Origin of the sequence: Dokdonella sp. (genome assembly GCF_035703485.1) — a bacterium.
In the GTDB taxonomy this organism is placed as follows: domain Bacteria; phylum Pseudomonadota; class Gammaproteobacteria; order Xanthomonadales; family Rhodanobacteraceae; genus Dokdonella.
Genome location: NZ_DASSYD010000103.1, coordinates 49235 through 63349, shown reverse-complemented (window position 1 = coordinate 63349; position 14115 = coordinate 49235). Strand labels below are relative to the sequence as shown.

Sequence of the window (14115 nt, the reverse complement as noted above, 5' to 3'; positions counted from 1 at the left end):
GATTCGAGCAGGGTCTTCGAATCACCGACGCCGCCGAGGCCCATGTGGCCGATATAGGGTTCCGAGGTCACATAGGTCATCGGCACGCGATCGCGCAGCTTGCGCTTGCGCAGGTCGGCATCGACGATCATGGCGAATTCGTAGGCCGGACCAAAACAGCTCGCGCCCTGCACGGCACCGATCACGACCGGCCCGGGATTCTTGAGGAATTCCTCATACGCCTGCCAGGCTTTTTCCGAATGGCCGCCGGTGCAGACCGATTGCGTATGGCCGGTCTCCGGGCCAAGGCCGGGGACCTCGTCGAAGGCCAAGCGCGGACCGGTGGTGATGATCAGGTAGTCGTAATCGAGGATGCGACCATCGGCCAGGCGGACCTGGTTGGTCTCGGGCAATACCTTTTCGGCCGTACTGTGGATGAAATCGATGTCGTGCTTGGCCAATGCCGGAGCGGCATCGATGCGGATGTCGGCAGGCTTGCGCCAACCGATTGCCAGCCATGGGTTGGACGGCGTGAAATTGAAATGCGGACTGTCACCGACCACCGTGATCGGATGATCCTTGCCCACTGCCGCGCGAATCTCGTAAGCGGCGGCCATGCCGCCGAGGCCTGCACCAAGAACAAGGATGTTCGCCATGATCGCCACTCCGTCTCAGGTTGAGTCGAGGCTGCGCCGGTGCCAGGGTCGACGCAGTGATGTGTGTCAACTCGATTCTAAATAAGTATTTGCTAATATACAAGCATCTTATTTAGAATGGCGCGAAGACACGACGATGGAGCGGCCTCGCACCATCATCCGGAGGAACCCCGTTGATCACTGATCCGCTTGCCCTGAGTGCCATGCAGGAGCGCGCCGAAGAAGCCGCGCGATTGCTCAAGACACTGGCCAATGCGCAGCGCCTGCGCGTGCTTTGTCTGCTCGTCGGCAAGGAGATGACGGTCGGTCAGATCAACGAGGAGATGTCCGATCTGAGCCAGTCTGCGCTGTCACAGCATCTGGCCAGGCTTCGCGACGAAGGCATGGTAGCGACACGACGCGAATCGCAGACGATCTGGTATCGCCTCGTCGATGGGCCGGCGCAGGACGTGATCGCCACGTTGTATGGAATCTATTGTGCCGATCCGGAAGATTCCGGAAAAATCCCGCAAGCCGCCAATAGAGTCGAATAGTCCGGGCTATCCGCGATCGACCATCTTTTTCAACCGGTAGAGCGCATCGAGCGCCTCGCGTGGACTCATCGCATCGGGATCGAGGCCGCGCATCGCTTCGTCGATTGGCGAGGGTGCGGGTGGGGCAAACAAGCCGAGCTGCGGGGTGTTCGAGGGCGGCGGCGATGAGCCGTGATGCGGTTTGCTGCCATCCGCTTCGAGTCCGGCAAGTGTTGCCTTGGCGGCGGCAATCACGGCCTTTGGCAATCCGGCCAGCGCGGCCACCTGCAAGCCGAAACTGCGATTCGCCGGCCCCTCCTTGACTGCATGCATGAACACCAGTTGCTCGCCGTATTCGACGGCGTCGAGATGCACATTGGCGATATCGCTGTGCGCACTGGCGAGGCGGGTCAGTTCGAAGTAATGCGTCGCAAAAAGGGTAAACGACCGATTCTGCGTCGCCAGCCAGGTCGCGCAGGCCTGGGCCAGCGAGAGACCGTCATAGGTGCTCGTGCCGCGGCCGATCTCGTCCATCAGGACCAGACTCTGCTCGGTGGCGTTGTGCAGGATATTCGCCGTTTCGCTCATCTCGACCATGAAGGTGGACTGGCCGCGCGATAAATCATCGCCCGCGCCGATGCGCGTGAAAATACGGTCGATCAGGCCGATTTCGGCGCTCGCCGCCGGCACAAAGCTGCCGATATGCGCAAGCAGGACGATCAGGGCATTCTGCCGCATATACGTCGATTTTCCGCCCATGTTCGGGCCGGTGACGATGAGCATCCGACGCTTGTCGTTGAAATCGAGATCATTCGGCTCGAACGGTTCCTCGCGGACCTGTTCGACGACCGGGTGACGCCCACGCTCAATGCGGATACCACTGTCTTCGTTGAGTTGCGGGCGATTCCAGTCAAGCGCATAGGCGCGATCGGCCAGGCTGGCGAGGGTATCGAGCTCGGCCACGGCGGCAGCCGCTGACTTCAACTCGGTGAGTCGTTCGCCGAGGGTGTCGAGCAGGGCCTCGTAGAGCGCACGTTCGCGCATCAGCGAGCGCTCACGTGCCGAGAGCACCTTGTCCTCGAAGGATTTGAGTTCTTCGGTGATGTAGCGCTCGGCACCCTTGATCGTTTGTCGACGCGTGTAGTGAGTCGGTGCCTTGCCGGCCTGGGCCTTGCTGATTTCGATGTAGTAGCCGTGCACGCGGTTGTAGCCGACCTTGAGCGTCGGGATGCCGCTGGCGGCCTTTTCTCGTTCCTCGAAATCGATCAGGAACTGATCCGCGTTGGTCGCCAGCGCGCGCAATTCGTCGAGTTCGGCATCGAAGCCGTCACGGATGACGCCGCCATCGCGCTGCAGTGCCGGAGGTTGCTCGACCACTGCGGCCATCAGATAGGCGGCTGTTTCGCCATGTTCGCCGAGTCGGCTGAGCAAATCAGTCAGCAGTGGGCTGTCGGTCGTGCCGAGCCGCTCACGCAGTGCCGGCGTGCGTGCGAGACCGTCGCGCAGGGTTGAAAGATCGCGCGGTCTTGCCGAGCGCAGGGCAACGCGGGAAAGAATACGTTCGAGATCACCGATGCCGCGAAGTTCATCGCGCAATCCCTCGTTGCAGCCGCTCTCGATCAGGCTTTCGATCGCCTGGAAGCGCCGATTGAGCGTGGCGTGATCGCGCAACGGCCGATTGATCCAGCGATGCAGGTTGCGCGCACCCATCGGCGTCACCGTTGCATCGAGAACACCGAGCAGCGTGAATTCGCGGCCTCCCGAAGCGTGCGTGTCGAGTTCGAGATTGCGCCGCGTTGCCGCGTCCAGGGCGATGGTCTCGCTGGCATTTTCCACGGCCAGGCCGCTGAGATGGGGCAGGGCGGATTTCTGCGTTTCCTCGACATAGCCGAGCAGACAGCCGGCGGCGCCGATGGCCATCGAATAGCCGTCGGCACCGAAACCGGAAAGATCACGTGTGCCAAAGAATCGGCACAACTCGCGCGCACCGGTTTCCGCATCGAAATGCCAGGGCGCACGTTTGCGCAAGCCGGGCAGGGCAGTGACGAACTTCGGCCAGGCACCGTCTTCACCGATCAGGGTTTCGACCGGCTGCAGGCGCGCCAGCTCGGCAGCCAAAGCCTCGGCGTTGGCGACTTCACTGAGCAGGAACCGTCCCGTGGTCAGATCGATCCAGGCCAGCCCAAAACCCTGCTTGCCAGCCGCAATCGACAACAGCAGATTGTCGCGACGCTCTTCGAGCAGGGCCTCGTCGGTGACCGTGCCGGGGGTGACAATGCGCACGACCTTGCGCTCGACCAGACCCTTTGACTGGGCCGGATCGCTGACCTGCTCACAGATAGCCACCGATTCGCCGAGCTTGACCAGTTTGGCCAGATAACCCTCGGCCGCATGGTGGGGCACACCAGCCATCGGAATCGGCGCACCGGCCGAGGAACCGCGCTGGGTCAGGGTGATATCGAGCAGGCGCGCGGCCTTGCGCGCATCGTCATAAAACAATTCATAGAAATCGCCCATTCGAAAGAACATCAGCACATCGGGATGTTCGCTCTTGGCAGCGAAGAACTGGCGCATCAGCGGCGTATGCGTGGAAGTTGACTCCGCAGCTTCGCGGGTGGTCTTGGTCGGCGTCTTGTTCAAGTGCTTGTCAGGGTCCAGGGAATTTCAGGATGAGGCCTGCCGTACAACGACGTGGCGGGATGGGTATTCTCGCCAAAGCGCGCAACAATACGGGAATTGGCATCGAGAAAGCCGGCAAGTCGGTCGAACCGCTCAAGATGCCTCATTCCTGACCATCGAAGGCGAGTGATTCCATGCATACGGTTATTGTGATTCTGACAGGACTGTTGTTGCTGGGCATTTTCTGCACAGCGGGGCGCTGGCGACGAAAGTCCCTGTCAAAAGCGGCCCTCGCCTTCATTCCATTGTGGGCGGTGGGTGCCGGCATCAACATGTGGGTGGGTGTATCGCAAGCCGGCTATTCCGTTTCCGAGGAGTTGCCGATGTTTTGTCTGGTTTTCGGCATACCGGCGCTGATCGCTGCTTTCCTGGTGTGGAAATTTCGCTGATATCCAGATGAAGCCCCATTTCTGCGCTTTCCGCGGGCGTCGAGTTGGGCATGAACGTGTCAACGGGCACAGGTTTCGGCTTTGCGATGAATGCTTGTTCCGGTCCATGCGAACGGCAGTTTCAGGGATTCAAGGAGTCAGTCGGGTATCATCAAACGACTTCCTCATCTTCATCCATCGTCAGAGCCGTACGCCGATGAACACGCACGCCACCGATGACACCGAGTTGTTCGCACTCGGTAACACGATTGCCGAATTGCTGCTTGCCCATGGGCAGACAATTGTCTGCGCAGAATCATGCACAGGCGGCTGGATTTCCAAAGTGTTGACCGATATTCCGGGCAGTTCAACCTGGTTTGAGTGTGGCGTGGTTGCCTATAGCTATGAGGCCAAGGAAGCCTTGCTGGGCGTACAGCCGCAGACACTGGAGCGCACCGGAGCGGTCAGCCAGGAAACCGTGGTCGAGATGGTTTCCGGCGCCCTGGCGCGCTACGGTGCAGGCGTTGCCGTGGCCGTCACCGGCATTGCCGGGCCGGGCGGCGATACGCCGGGCAAGCCGGTCGGAACCGTTTGGATCGGCTGGAAGCGTCGAGGCGGTTATGCGCAGTCCGAGCAGTTCCATTTTGACGGCGATCGCGAAGCAGTCCGTCGGCAAACCGTGCATGCAGCTCTCGAAGGCGTGCGGCGAATTCTTACAAACTGACGCGATGATTGGCTCTTTCAAAGCGCGCTCAGCGTGAAATGATCGAAGTCGAATCGCGGATGTCTCAGGCCCTGAGATCGCGGACCGGCACGCTCCACTCATTGATAGCCCCCAAGGAAACCCACAATGGATGACAACAAGCGCAAGGCGCTTTCCTCTGCACTGAGCCAGATCGAGAAGCAATTCGGCAAGGGTGCAGTCATGCGCATGGGTGATCGCGTCAACGAAGCGATCCCGACCATTTCCACTGGCTCACTCGGTCTCGATGTCGCGCTCGGCATCGGTGGCTTGCCGAAAGGCCGTGTCGTCGAAATCTATGGTCCGGAATCTTCCGGCAAGACCACACTCACCTTGCAAGTGATCGCCTCGTGCCAGCGTGCCGGCGGTACAGCAGCTTTTGTCGATGCCGAGCATGCACTGGATCCGAGCTATGCCGAAAAGCTCGGCGTCGATGTCGACAACCTGCTGGTTTCCCAGCCCGATACCGGTGAGCAGGCGCTTGAGATCGCCGACATGCTGGTGCGCTCGAATGCCGTAGATGTGGTCGTTGTCGACTCGGTCGCGGCATTGACGCCGAAGGCCGAAATCGAAGGCGAGATGGGCGACACCCATGTCGGTCTTCAGGCTCGACTGATGAGTCAGGCGCTGCGCAAATTGACAGCAAACATAAAGAAATCAGGATGTTTGGTAATCTTCATCAACCAGATTCGCATGAAGATCGGTGTCATGTTCGGCAGTCCGGAGACAACCACCGGCGGCAATGCACTGAAGTTCTACGCCTCGGTTCGTCTCGATATCCGCCGTATTGGTGCGGTCAAGCGTGGTGATGAAGTGATCGGCTCGGAAACCCGGGTCAAAGTGGTCAAGAACAAGGTTGCGCCGCCATTCCGGCAAACCGAATTCGAGATTCTCTATGGCGAGGGCACCTCGCGTGAAGGCGAACTGATCGAGCTCGGCGTTCAGCACAATCTGGTCGAGAAGTCCGGCGCCTGGTACAGCTACAACGGTGATCGCATCGGCCAGGGCAAGGACAACGTGCGTCTGTACCTCAAGGAGCACAAGGAAATGGCCGACGAGATCGACAAGGCCTTGCGCGAGAAGCTGCTGGTCAAGGTTGGCAATGCGCCAGCACCCGCCGTCGAGACTGAGGCCGAGGAAGCCTGAACAGGATGAAGATGCCGCGCCCCTGGCTGACCTTTCTGGTCTCGTTGCTGCTCGGCGCTGGCATCGTTCTGACGTGGGCGGTGATGACCTGGCCTCCGCGACCCGGCGTCCATCAGTTGGTCGAGGGCATCTGGATATCGGAGCAGATACAACCGCAGGATCTGGCAGCACTCAAACAGAAGGGGTTTCACTCGATCATTGATCTGCGTCCGGATGGCGAGCAGCGCGGTCAACCGAGTTCGGATGAGATCAATGCCGCGGCGGCGCTCAATGGCCTGACCTTTGCCTATGTTCCGGTTCCGCTTGGAGAAATCCCTGATTCACAGGTCGATTCTCTCGCCTTGTCGCTGGCTGTCGCCGAAAAGCCGATCGTGCTTTTTTGTGGGAGCGGTCGACGTGCTGCGCGAACCTGGGCCTTGTCGGAGGCTTCACGAGCGGGCGGTCTTGATGCGAATGCGATCCGCCAGGCGCTCGATTCGGCCGGTCAGTCCAGTGCCGATCTCGATCCCGCCATCGCGGCACGGATTGCAGCGCGGGGATCGAAGCAGTGATTCCCGCAAGCATGGATCAGGATGAGAGCCGACCGTGGTCGGTTTTCGGGCACGTGGCGATCGCCGTATCCGGGCTGATTGCCGGCGCAATCGTGGCGTTTATCGGTGCCTTCGCTTTTGGCCTGATTCCATTCCAGTGCTGATGGAACTCCGGTAGCGATCGACGTGGCGCGCAAGAAGGCCGGTTCCGAGGCCGCTTCATCGAAAGACAAACCCAGTGCCTACGACAAGGCCATGGGCCTGCTGGTCCGCCGTGAGCAATCCGAGCGCGAGCTGAAAACCAAGCTTGATCGCAGCGGCTACTCCAACGATGAATCCGCAGCCGCCATCGATTCGCTGCAATCACAGAAATACCAGAGCGACTCCCGATTTGCCGAGATGCTGGCGCGCTCACGATCGGCGAACGGCTATGGGCCACGCCGGATATCCGCTGAACTGAAGTCGCATGGCGTCAGCGACGCCGAAATCTCAGCCGCAATCAATGAACTGGATTGTGATTGGCGCGATCTCGCCCGCCGCCAGATGCAGCGTCACTACGGGCGAAAAGCGGCTGCAGATGCCAAGGAACGTAGCCGTCGAGCTGCCTATCTCTTGCGCCGTGGCTTCGATGCCGCCACAGTAAGCGTTCTCACACGCGCCGACATCGGCGATCCCGGTGACGAGTTCGATTGAGAGCTCCGCTCGGGACGTTCATCGGTGTGTCCGCACTCCAGAATGAACAGATTGATGAAAACCAGCGCAGATATCCGCTCCGACTTCCTCGAATTCTTCCGCGCCAGGGGCCATACCGTGGTGCCTTCGGCTTCGCTGGTTCCATCCAGCGACCCGACCCTGATGTTCACCAACTCGGGCATGGTGCCGTTCAAGAACGCCTTCCTCGGCAGCGAGAAGCCACCCAGCCCCCGCGTTGTCGATGTGCAGCGCTGCCTGCGCGCTGGCGGCAAGCACAATGATCTCGATCAGGTCGGCTATACCGCGCGCCATCACACGTTTTTCGAAATGCTTGGCAACTGGTCGTTTGGCGACTACTTCAAGCGCGAGGCCATTCAATGGGCCTGGGAACTGCTGACCGAAGTCTGGAAATTGCCCAGGGAACGACTGCTGGTCACGGTTTACCAGACCGACGATGAGGCTTACGCGATCTGGAAAGACGAAATTGGCATTCCAGCTGAGCGCATCGTGCGCATCGGCGACAACAAGGGCGCAGCGTTTGCCTCCGACAATTTCTGGCAGATGGCTGATACCGGCCCATGCGGTCCCTCGTCGGAAATCTTCTACGACCACGGTGCGCATATACCCGGTGGTCCTCCCGGATCGCCGGATGAGGACGGTGATCGATTTATCGAAATCTGGAACCTGGTCTTCATGCAGTTCGATCGTGCCGAGGACGGGACGCTGTCGCCGTTGCCGGCGCCCTGTGTCGACACCGGCATGGGTCTTGAGCGCCTAGCCGCGATCCTGCAAAACGCGCATAGCAACTATGAAATCGACCTGTTCCAGAGCCTGATCAAGGCCGCCGCCGAACTGACTTCGACGACCGATCTTGAAAACAAATCCTTGCGCGTGATCGCCGATCACATTCGCGCCTGCTCGTTCCTGATCGTCGATGGCGTGCTGCCGTCCAACGAGGGCAGGGGCTATGTGCTGCGCCGGATCATCCGTCGCGCTTTGCGCCACGGCTGGATGCTCGGCGTTCGCGGCGATTTCTTCTGGAAGATGGTTGGTCCGCTCGACTCCGAGATGGGTCAGGCCTATCCCGAGCTTGCGGCCAAGCGCGATTTCATCGAGCGCGCGCTCAAGGCCGAGGAAGACCGATTCGGCGAAACCCTTGAGCAAGGCATGAAGGTTTTCGAGGAAGTGGCGACCAAGTCGACATCGATCATTCCGGGTGTGGATGCATTTCGTCTTTACGATACCTATGGCTTTCCGGTTGATCTCACCGCCGACATTGCCCGCGAACGCGGGCTAACAATCGACATGCCAAGTTTCGAGGCGGCCATGAACGAGCAGCGCGAACGCGCCCGCGCGGCCAGTCAATTCGGTTCGAAGGGCCAGTTGCCAGCCGAGCTGGCGAGTGCGCTGCCGGCTACCGTGTTTACCGGCTACGACACCTGCGAGGAAAGCGGTGGTCGCGTGCTGGCCATGGTCCGGGCGGGGCGAAAACTTGAATCACTGGCCGACGGCGATGAAGGCATTGTCATTCTCGATCGCACGCCGTTCTATGCAGAATCCGGTGGCCAGGTTGGTGATGTCGGCACGCTCGAAACATCGGCTGGCCGCTTCATCGTCAGCGATACGATCAAGCTCGGCGGCGCGTTCCATGGCCATGTCGGTCGCTGGCAGGGCTCGTCATCGCTGGCTGTCGGAAGTGAAACAAAGGCCAGCGTCGATAGTTCGCGTCGCTGCCAGATCGTCCTCAACCATTCCGCCACGCATCTGCTGCACGCGGCCTTGCGCAAGGTGCTCGGTGAGCATGTCACGCAGAAAGGCTCTCTGGTCGCGCCCGATCGGCTGCGCTTCGATTTTTCCCACTTTCAACCAGTTACTGTCGAGGAACTGCGGCAGATCGAGGAACGGGTCAACGGTGAAATCCGCGCCAATGCTGAAGCCGAGATTCGCCAGATGGCCTATGACGACGCAATTGAATTCGGTGCCATGGCGCTGTTCGGCGAAAAGTATGGTGATGAAGTCCGTGTCTTGCGCATGGGTGATTTCTCGACCGAACTGTGCGGCGGCACGCATGTTTCGCGCACGGGTGATATCGGTTTGTTCAAGATTCTTGGCGAAAGCGGTGTTGCCTCCGGCATTCGACGTATCGAGGCCGTGACCGGCGCTGCCGCAACCGCCTTCGTCGTCGACGAGGAGGCCCGCCTTGGCGAGATTGGACATCTGCTTTCCGCATCGGGCAGCGAGGTCATCGACAAGCTGCGTCATCTGCTTGATCGGCAGAAGAAACTCGAGCGCGAACTGGAGTCGTTCAAGGCCAAGGCAGCCAGCGCGGCGACCGCAGATCTCGCTGATCAGGCGATCGACATTCAAGGCATCAAGGTTCTCGCTGCACGCGTCGATGGTCTCGATGCCAAGGCACTTCGAGAAGGCATCGATTCGCTCAAGCCACGACTTGGCGACTGCGTCATCGTTCTGGCCGCTGGAGCGGATGGCAAGATTGCCCTGGTGGGTGCGGTCGGCGGATCGGCCCTCGGTCGAATCAAGGCTGGCGAGGTCGTTGCACACGTTGCCGCGGCGATTGGCGGCAAGGGCGGTGGTCGACCCGACATGGCCCAGGGCGGCGGCACGGATTCGCCCAAGCTCGCCTCCACACTGGCTGAATTGCCAAAATGGATTGAGGCTCGCCTCGGATGACATGCGCTTGCGGAGTAGCGAGCGAAGACGCAGTCAATCGATGAAGCGGTTGGGTAGTGCCATTGGTCCAGGTGGTTACGGGCAAAGTTTCATTGCGCACATGCAACGCCATCGCTTAGTATCGTCGGGTCCCACGCATCGCTGGCCGTCTCGTTTACGGGGCGCGCCATTGGATCAGCGGACGAAGGCTGCGAACTGGGGGGAACGGGCCGCGAATTCAGCTAGGGATGCTGGGTTTGGTCCCCGGACCTGACGCCAGGATTCGTACGGATCAAGTACGTGACTGGCAGCCAGACCGGATAGACGAAAAAGATTCAAGGAGCAGACATATGTTGATTTTGACCCGCCGAGTAGGGGAAACCCTGATGATTGGTGACGAGGTAACCGTTACCGTCCTCGGAGTGAAAGGCAATCAGGTACGCATTGGCATCAATGCACCCAAGGATGTATCGGTCCATCGCGAAGAAATCTACCAACGCATCAAACGCGAGCAGGAACCCGGTGATGACGCCAGCGGAAATGAAAGCGAATCCTGAGCTTTACCCAATGAGCCGCTGCGGGTATCCTTCGGCTCCCGTTGACACCCGGAAGTCAGCGAACACGTAACAAACGCAAGAAATCCGGAGAGATGGCCGAGTGGTCGAAGGCGCGCCCCTGCTAAGGGTGTATAGGGTTTATAGCTCTATCGAGGGTTCGAATCCCTCTCTCTCCGCCAGATACGAAATCAGCCCCGAAAGGGGCTTTTTTCGTATCTGGCGGAGAGAGGTGTGGACGAAACCTCCCGGTTGACTCCGGACGGTCGGCAACTGCTTCTGCGTTGCTCCACCTCCGGCATCCATGTCGTCGCGCGCTCTCCGCCCTTCGGGCCATCGCCATCGGCGATGTTCGCTGCGGCATCCTGCCTCCGCAGTGTCCGGAACGAATTTGGACAGCCGAACGGCTTGCCCACAGCGCGGAGGGCGAGACCCAGGGATGGGACGAACATATCCCGCGACACGCAACCGCAGATTCAACTGAAACCCGGATTTCGAGTAAATCGGCGGGATCGGGACAGTGCCTCAATCCCCGCTCTGAGCCACCTGCAACATCTGCTTCGCGTGGGCCAGGGTTTCCTTTGTGATCTCGATACCGCCCAGCATGCGTGCGATCTCGTCGCGGCGTGACTTCTCATTCAGCTGCTCGATGCCGGTTTCCGTGTTGTCATCTTCGGCCGATTTGCTGACCTGCAGATGGGCGTGGCCCTGCGCCGCCACCTGGGCCAGATGGGTCACACAAAGTACCTGGCGCTGGCTGCCGAGGCGGCGCAGTTTCTGGCCGACCACCTCGGCGACAGCACCGCCGATACCGGAATCAACTTCATCGAAAACCATCGTGCCGACGTCGTCATGACCAAGTGCCGCGACTTCGATGGCGAGGCTGATACGCGATAATTCACCGCCCGAGGCGACCTTGCGCAGCGCACGCACGGGTTGCCCGGGGTTGGCGCTGACCATGAACTCACAACGCTCGGCACCCTGGATTTCAGGTTCCTCATTGGCGGTCGGTTCCAGCTCAATCTGGAACCTGCCGCCACTCATGCCAAGCTCGGACAACAGCTCGGTTACCGAATCACCGAGCTTCCTCGCCGCTGCAAGGCGCGCCTTGCTCAATTCCTTGGCGGCAGATTGGTATTGACTCTTGAGTTCACGGCGTTCACGTTCGAGGCGAACCAGTTCGGTGCCGGCATCGCGCAGGGATTCGAGTTCCTGGCGCAAGGTTTCGCCGTGACTGGTCAGTTCGGCCATGTTCACCCGATGCTTGCGTGAGAGTTCATGCAAGGTGCCAAGTTGGGCGTCGACTTCCGCGTAGCGCTCGGGATCAAGATCCAGTGAGCTCTGGTAGCGGCTCAAGGTATCGACCGACTCGTCGACATGGATACGCGCGGCATCGAGCAGTTCGCCCAATGAGGTCAACGCAGGATCGAGCATGGCCAGACGCTGGCTCTCACCGTGCGCTCGCGCGATCAGGCGCGAGATGCTGAACTCGCTGTCGCCATCGAGCAGGTCGGCCAGGCCCGCACAGCCCTGCAGGAGTTGTCCGGAGTTGGCCAGTCGCTTGTGGCTTTCCTCCAGCTCGGCCAGCGCTTCGGCGGTCAATGCATGCGTATCGAGTTCGCTGACCTGATGATTGAGCCATTCGATGCGCTCGGCATGATCCTCGCCGCGCGAGATATCCTTGATTCTGGCGACCACCGTTCGCCACGCGATTGCCGTCTTCCTGACCTCGGCCAAAGCATCGGCATGACCGCCAAAGGCATCGAGTAGACCAAGTTGCTGGCTGCGTTCGAGCAGCGCCTGATGCTCGTGCTGGCCATGGATCTCGATCAGGCGGTCGCCGAGCGCCTTCATCTGGGTCAGGGTGACCGGGCGGCCGTTGATCCAGGCTCTGGACGTGCCTTCGCTGCGCAGGACGCGGCGCAACTGGCAGGCGTTGTCGTCATCGAGTTCTTCCTCACGCAACCATTCACGCAAATCCTCGCGTTGAGCCAAATCGAACTCGGCTGACAATTCAGCGCGTTCGCAGCCATGCCGAACCAGACTGCTCTCGGCTCGATTGCCGGCAAGCATCAACAAGGCGTCGACGAGCAACGACTTTCCGGCGCCGGTTTCACCGGTGACCACGGTGAGCCCCGGACCAAAAGCGATTTCAACTTCGCCGACAATGGCGAAATCCTTGACGTATAACGAACGCAGCATGCAGCACCCTTGGAAATTTCCGCCCGGAGTTTCCGGGTCGCTGACCATTGTCGCAAGTCTGGGATCATTCGGTGAGACTGACCGAATTCTGCAGACACACTTCTATCACCCGCCCCGCATCGCTGTGTATGCTGCAGGAATGAGTTACTCCGGCAACCCTGATTCCCTGGACGCGCGCTCGCGCTCGCTGCTGCGCACATTGATCGCGCAATACATCGCCGATGGCCAGCCGGTCGGCTCGCGCACGCTGGCCAAGTCGTCAGGCCTGGATGTCAGCCCGGCGACGATCCGCAATATCATGTCCGATCTTGAGGAGGCCGGTCTGGTCGCGGCACCGCATACTTCGGCCGGTCGCATTCCGACCGCGCAGGGCTACCGCATGTTTGTCGACAGCCTGCTCGAAATGCGTCCGCTCGATGAGCCGCAAGTCGAGCAGTTGCGTCGTGAACTGCCGACCGGCGCGGCAACACCGGCGCTGCTTGGCAGTGCCAGCGCCTTGCTATCCGAGCTGACCCGGTTTGTCGGTGTGGTCAGTGTGCCCAAGCACGATGAATTCCCGTTCCGTCATATCGATTTCGTTCCCCTCGACGCCAATCGCCTGCTGGTAATCCTGGTGTTTACCGATGGTCAGGTGCAGAACCGGGTGATCGAGACCCTGCAACCATATTCAGCCAGCGAGCTCGAACAGACGGCGAATTTTCTCAATTCAAACTACGCAGGCATGCGTCTGGATGAAATCCGTCAGCGCCTGCTGCGCGAGATGCGCGAAGAGGGGGCGAAACTGAATCGTCTGCTGGCCTCGGCTGTCGAGGTTGCCCAAGCGGCATTCCAGTCGACCGATGACAACGACATGCTGGTTTCGGGTCAGACCAATTTGATGGGTATCAACGAGCTGTCCGAGGTTGATCGGCTGCGCGACCTGTTCGATGCCTTCCAGCGCAAACGTGACCTGCTGCAACTGCTTGAGCGCTGCTCACGCGCCGAGGGCGTTCGCCTTTTCATCGGTGAGGAATCGGGATTTGCCGCGCTCGGCGGCTATTCCCTGGTCACCGCTCCGTACGGCGTGGGCAATCGCATTCTTGGCGTTCTCGGCGTGATCGGGCCGACCCGGATGGCCTATGAGCGGGTCATTCCCGTGGTTGCGACGACCGCCCAGTTGATCTCGGGCGCCTTGAACCGCTCGTCCTAGCCCAGATTATCTGTGCAGGGTCCTGGCCGTGATCTGCGCGCAGGCAACTGATGGTGAGTGCACCACTTGATCAGCGTTGCCCTGACCCCCATAAGGTTGGCGGGACTCGTTCGTCTGCTCAATTTCCGTGATCAGGATCGAGCGATGAAGTTGAATTTTGGCAGTGACATCATAAGAAATGCGGTTGTTCGAAGC

General features: G+C 60.2%; 14 protein-coding genes and 1 tRNA gene. 12 read left to right on the top strand and 3 right to left on the bottom strand.

Going from position 1 to position 14115, the window contains the following annotated elements:
- On the bottom strand, nt 1-635 hold a 635-nt coding region (locus tag VFN25_RS07800), incomplete at its 3' end, for an FAD/NAD(P)-binding oxidoreductase (protein ID WP_325140527.1).
- A gap of 203 nt (nt 636-838) precedes the next feature.
- Between VFN25_RS07800 and VFN25_RS07795 the strand changes: the two genes are divergently transcribed.
- Complete coding sequence (locus VFN25_RS07795; RefSeq protein WP_325140532.1) at nt 839-1168, top strand: metalloregulator ArsR/SmtB family transcription factor; 330 nt, start codon at nt 839-841, stop codon at nt 1166-1168.
- Nucleotides 1169-1174: 6 nt separating this feature from the next.
- Here the strand turns inward: VFN25_RS07795 and mutS are convergent, their stop codons facing one another.
- Nucleotides 1175-3721: a DNA mismatch repair protein MutS gene (mutS, locus tag VFN25_RS07790; protein WP_325140530.1), complete on the bottom strand. Its 2547-nt coding sequence runs from the start codon at nt 3719-3721 to the stop codon at nt 1175-1177.
- Between the two features lie 95 nt (nt 3722-3816).
- Here mutS and VFN25_RS07785 point away from each other — a divergent pair, with 95 nt between their 5' ends.
- The 10 genes from VFN25_RS07785 to VFN25_RS07740 all read left to right on the top strand — a co-directional run bounded on the left by VFN25_RS07785 (nt 3817) and on the right by VFN25_RS07740 (nt 10711).
- Nucleotides 3817-3939, top strand: a complete 123-nt coding sequence (locus VFN25_RS07785; protein WP_325140525.1) for a hypothetical protein — start codon at nt 3817-3819, stop codon at nt 3937-3939.
- Between the two features lie 21 nt (nt 3940-3960).
- A complete protein-coding gene (locus tag VFN25_RS07780) occupies nt 3961-4215 on the top strand; it encodes a hypothetical protein (protein WP_325140523.1) in 255 nt (84 codons plus the stop codon).
- Nucleotides 4216-4411: 196 nt separating this feature from the next.
- On the top strand, nt 4412-4918 hold the full coding sequence (locus VFN25_RS07775) for a CinA family protein (protein WP_325140521.1): 507 nt from the start codon (nt 4412-4414) through the stop codon (nt 4916-4918).
- Nucleotides 4919-5044: 126 nt separating this feature from the next.
- Nucleotides 5045-6082, top strand: coding sequence for a recombinase RecA (gene recA, locus VFN25_RS07770; RefSeq protein WP_325140519.1), 1038 nt, complete (start codon nt 5045-5047; stop codon nt 6080-6082).
- Nucleotides 6083-6087: 5 nt separating this feature from the next.
- Nucleotides 6088-6633, top strand: coding sequence for a TIGR01244 family sulfur transferase (locus VFN25_RS07765; protein ID WP_325140518.1), 546 nt, complete (start codon nt 6088-6090; stop codon nt 6631-6633).
- A complete protein-coding gene (locus VFN25_RS07760) occupies nt 6630-6776 on the top strand; it encodes a hypothetical protein (protein ID WP_325140516.1) in 147 nt (48 codons plus the stop codon). The genes VFN25_RS07765 and VFN25_RS07760 overlap by 4 nt, the downstream gene beginning before the upstream one ends.
- A 22-nt stretch (nt 6777-6798) precedes the next feature.
- Entirely contained in the window at nt 6799-7305 is a 507-nt protein-coding gene (locus tag VFN25_RS07755) for a regulatory protein RecX (RefSeq protein WP_325140514.1), read from the top strand.
- 54 nt (nt 7306-7359) lie between these two features.
- Nucleotides 7360-9996 (top strand): alanine--tRNA ligase, encoded by a 2637-nt coding sequence (gene alaS / locus VFN25_RS07750; protein WP_325140512.1) that lies wholly within the window; start codon nt 7360-7362, stop codon nt 9994-9996.
- A 329-nt stretch (nt 9997-10325) separates the two neighbouring features.
- Nucleotides 10326-10532, top strand: coding sequence for a carbon storage regulator CsrA (gene csrA / locus VFN25_RS07745; protein ID WP_325140510.1), 207 nt, complete (start codon nt 10326-10328; stop codon nt 10530-10532).
- 86 nt (nt 10533-10618) lie between these two features.
- Nucleotides 10619-10711 (top strand) — tRNA-Ser (locus VFN25_RS07740).
- A 343-nt stretch (nt 10712-11054) separates the two neighbouring features.
- Here VFN25_RS07740 and recN read toward each other — a convergent pair.
- Nucleotides 11055-12731, bottom strand: a complete 1677-nt coding sequence (gene recN / locus VFN25_RS07735; RefSeq protein ID WP_325140508.1) for a DNA repair protein RecN — start codon at nt 12729-12731, stop codon at nt 11055-11057.
- A 139-nt stretch (nt 12732-12870) separates the two neighbouring features.
- On the opposite strand from recN, the gene hrcA reads away from it, so the two are divergent.
- On the top strand, nt 12871-13920 hold the full coding sequence (gene hrcA, locus VFN25_RS07730; protein WP_325140506.1) for a heat-inducible transcriptional repressor HrcA: 1050 nt from the start codon (nt 12871-12873) through the stop codon (nt 13918-13920).
- The last annotated feature ends 195 nt before the right edge of the window (nt 13921-14115 follow it).

What these genes read in the sequence shown, in the direction of transcription:
- VFN25_RS07795 (WP_325140532.1), top strand. Translation starts at nt 839, where the DNA reads ATGCAGGAGCGCGCCGAAGAAGCCGCGCGATTGCTCAAGACACTGGCC.
- mutS (WP_325140530.1), bottom strand. Translation starts at nt 3,721, where the DNA reads ATGCGCCAGTTCTTCGCTGCCAAGAGCGAACATCCCGATGTGCTGATG.
- VFN25_RS07785 (WP_325140525.1), top strand. Translation starts at nt 3,817, where the DNA reads ATGAGGCCTGCCGTACAACGACGTGGCGGGATGGGTATTCTCGCCAAA.
- VFN25_RS07780 (WP_325140523.1), top strand. Translation starts at nt 3,961, where the DNA reads ATGCATACGGTTATTGTGATTCTGACAGGACTGTTGTTGCTGGGCATT.
- VFN25_RS07775 (WP_325140521.1), top strand. Translation starts at nt 4,412, where the DNA reads ATGAACACGCACGCCACCGATGACACCGAGTTGTTCGCACTCGGTAAC.
- recA (WP_325140519.1), top strand. Translation starts at nt 5,045, where the DNA reads ATGGATGACAACAAGCGCAAGGCGCTTTCCTCTGCACTGAGCCAGATC.
- VFN25_RS07765 (WP_325140518.1), top strand. Translation starts at nt 6,088, where the DNA reads ATGAAGATGCCGCGCCCCTGGCTGACCTTTCTGGTCTCGTTGCTGCTC.
- alaS (WP_325140512.1), top strand. Translation starts at nt 7,360, where the DNA reads ATGAAAACCAGCGCAGATATCCGCTCCGACTTCCTCGAATTCTTCCGC.
- csrA (WP_325140510.1), top strand. Translation starts at nt 10,326, where the DNA reads ATGTTGATTTTGACCCGCCGAGTAGGGGAAACCCTGATGATTGGTGAC.
- recN (WP_325140508.1), bottom strand. Translation starts at nt 12,731, where the DNA reads ATGCTGCGTTCGTTATACGTCAAGGATTTCGCCATTGTCGGCGAAGTT.
- hrcA (WP_325140506.1), top strand. Translation starts at nt 12,871, where the DNA reads ATGAGTTACTCCGGCAACCCTGATTCCCTGGACGCGCGCTCGCGCTCG.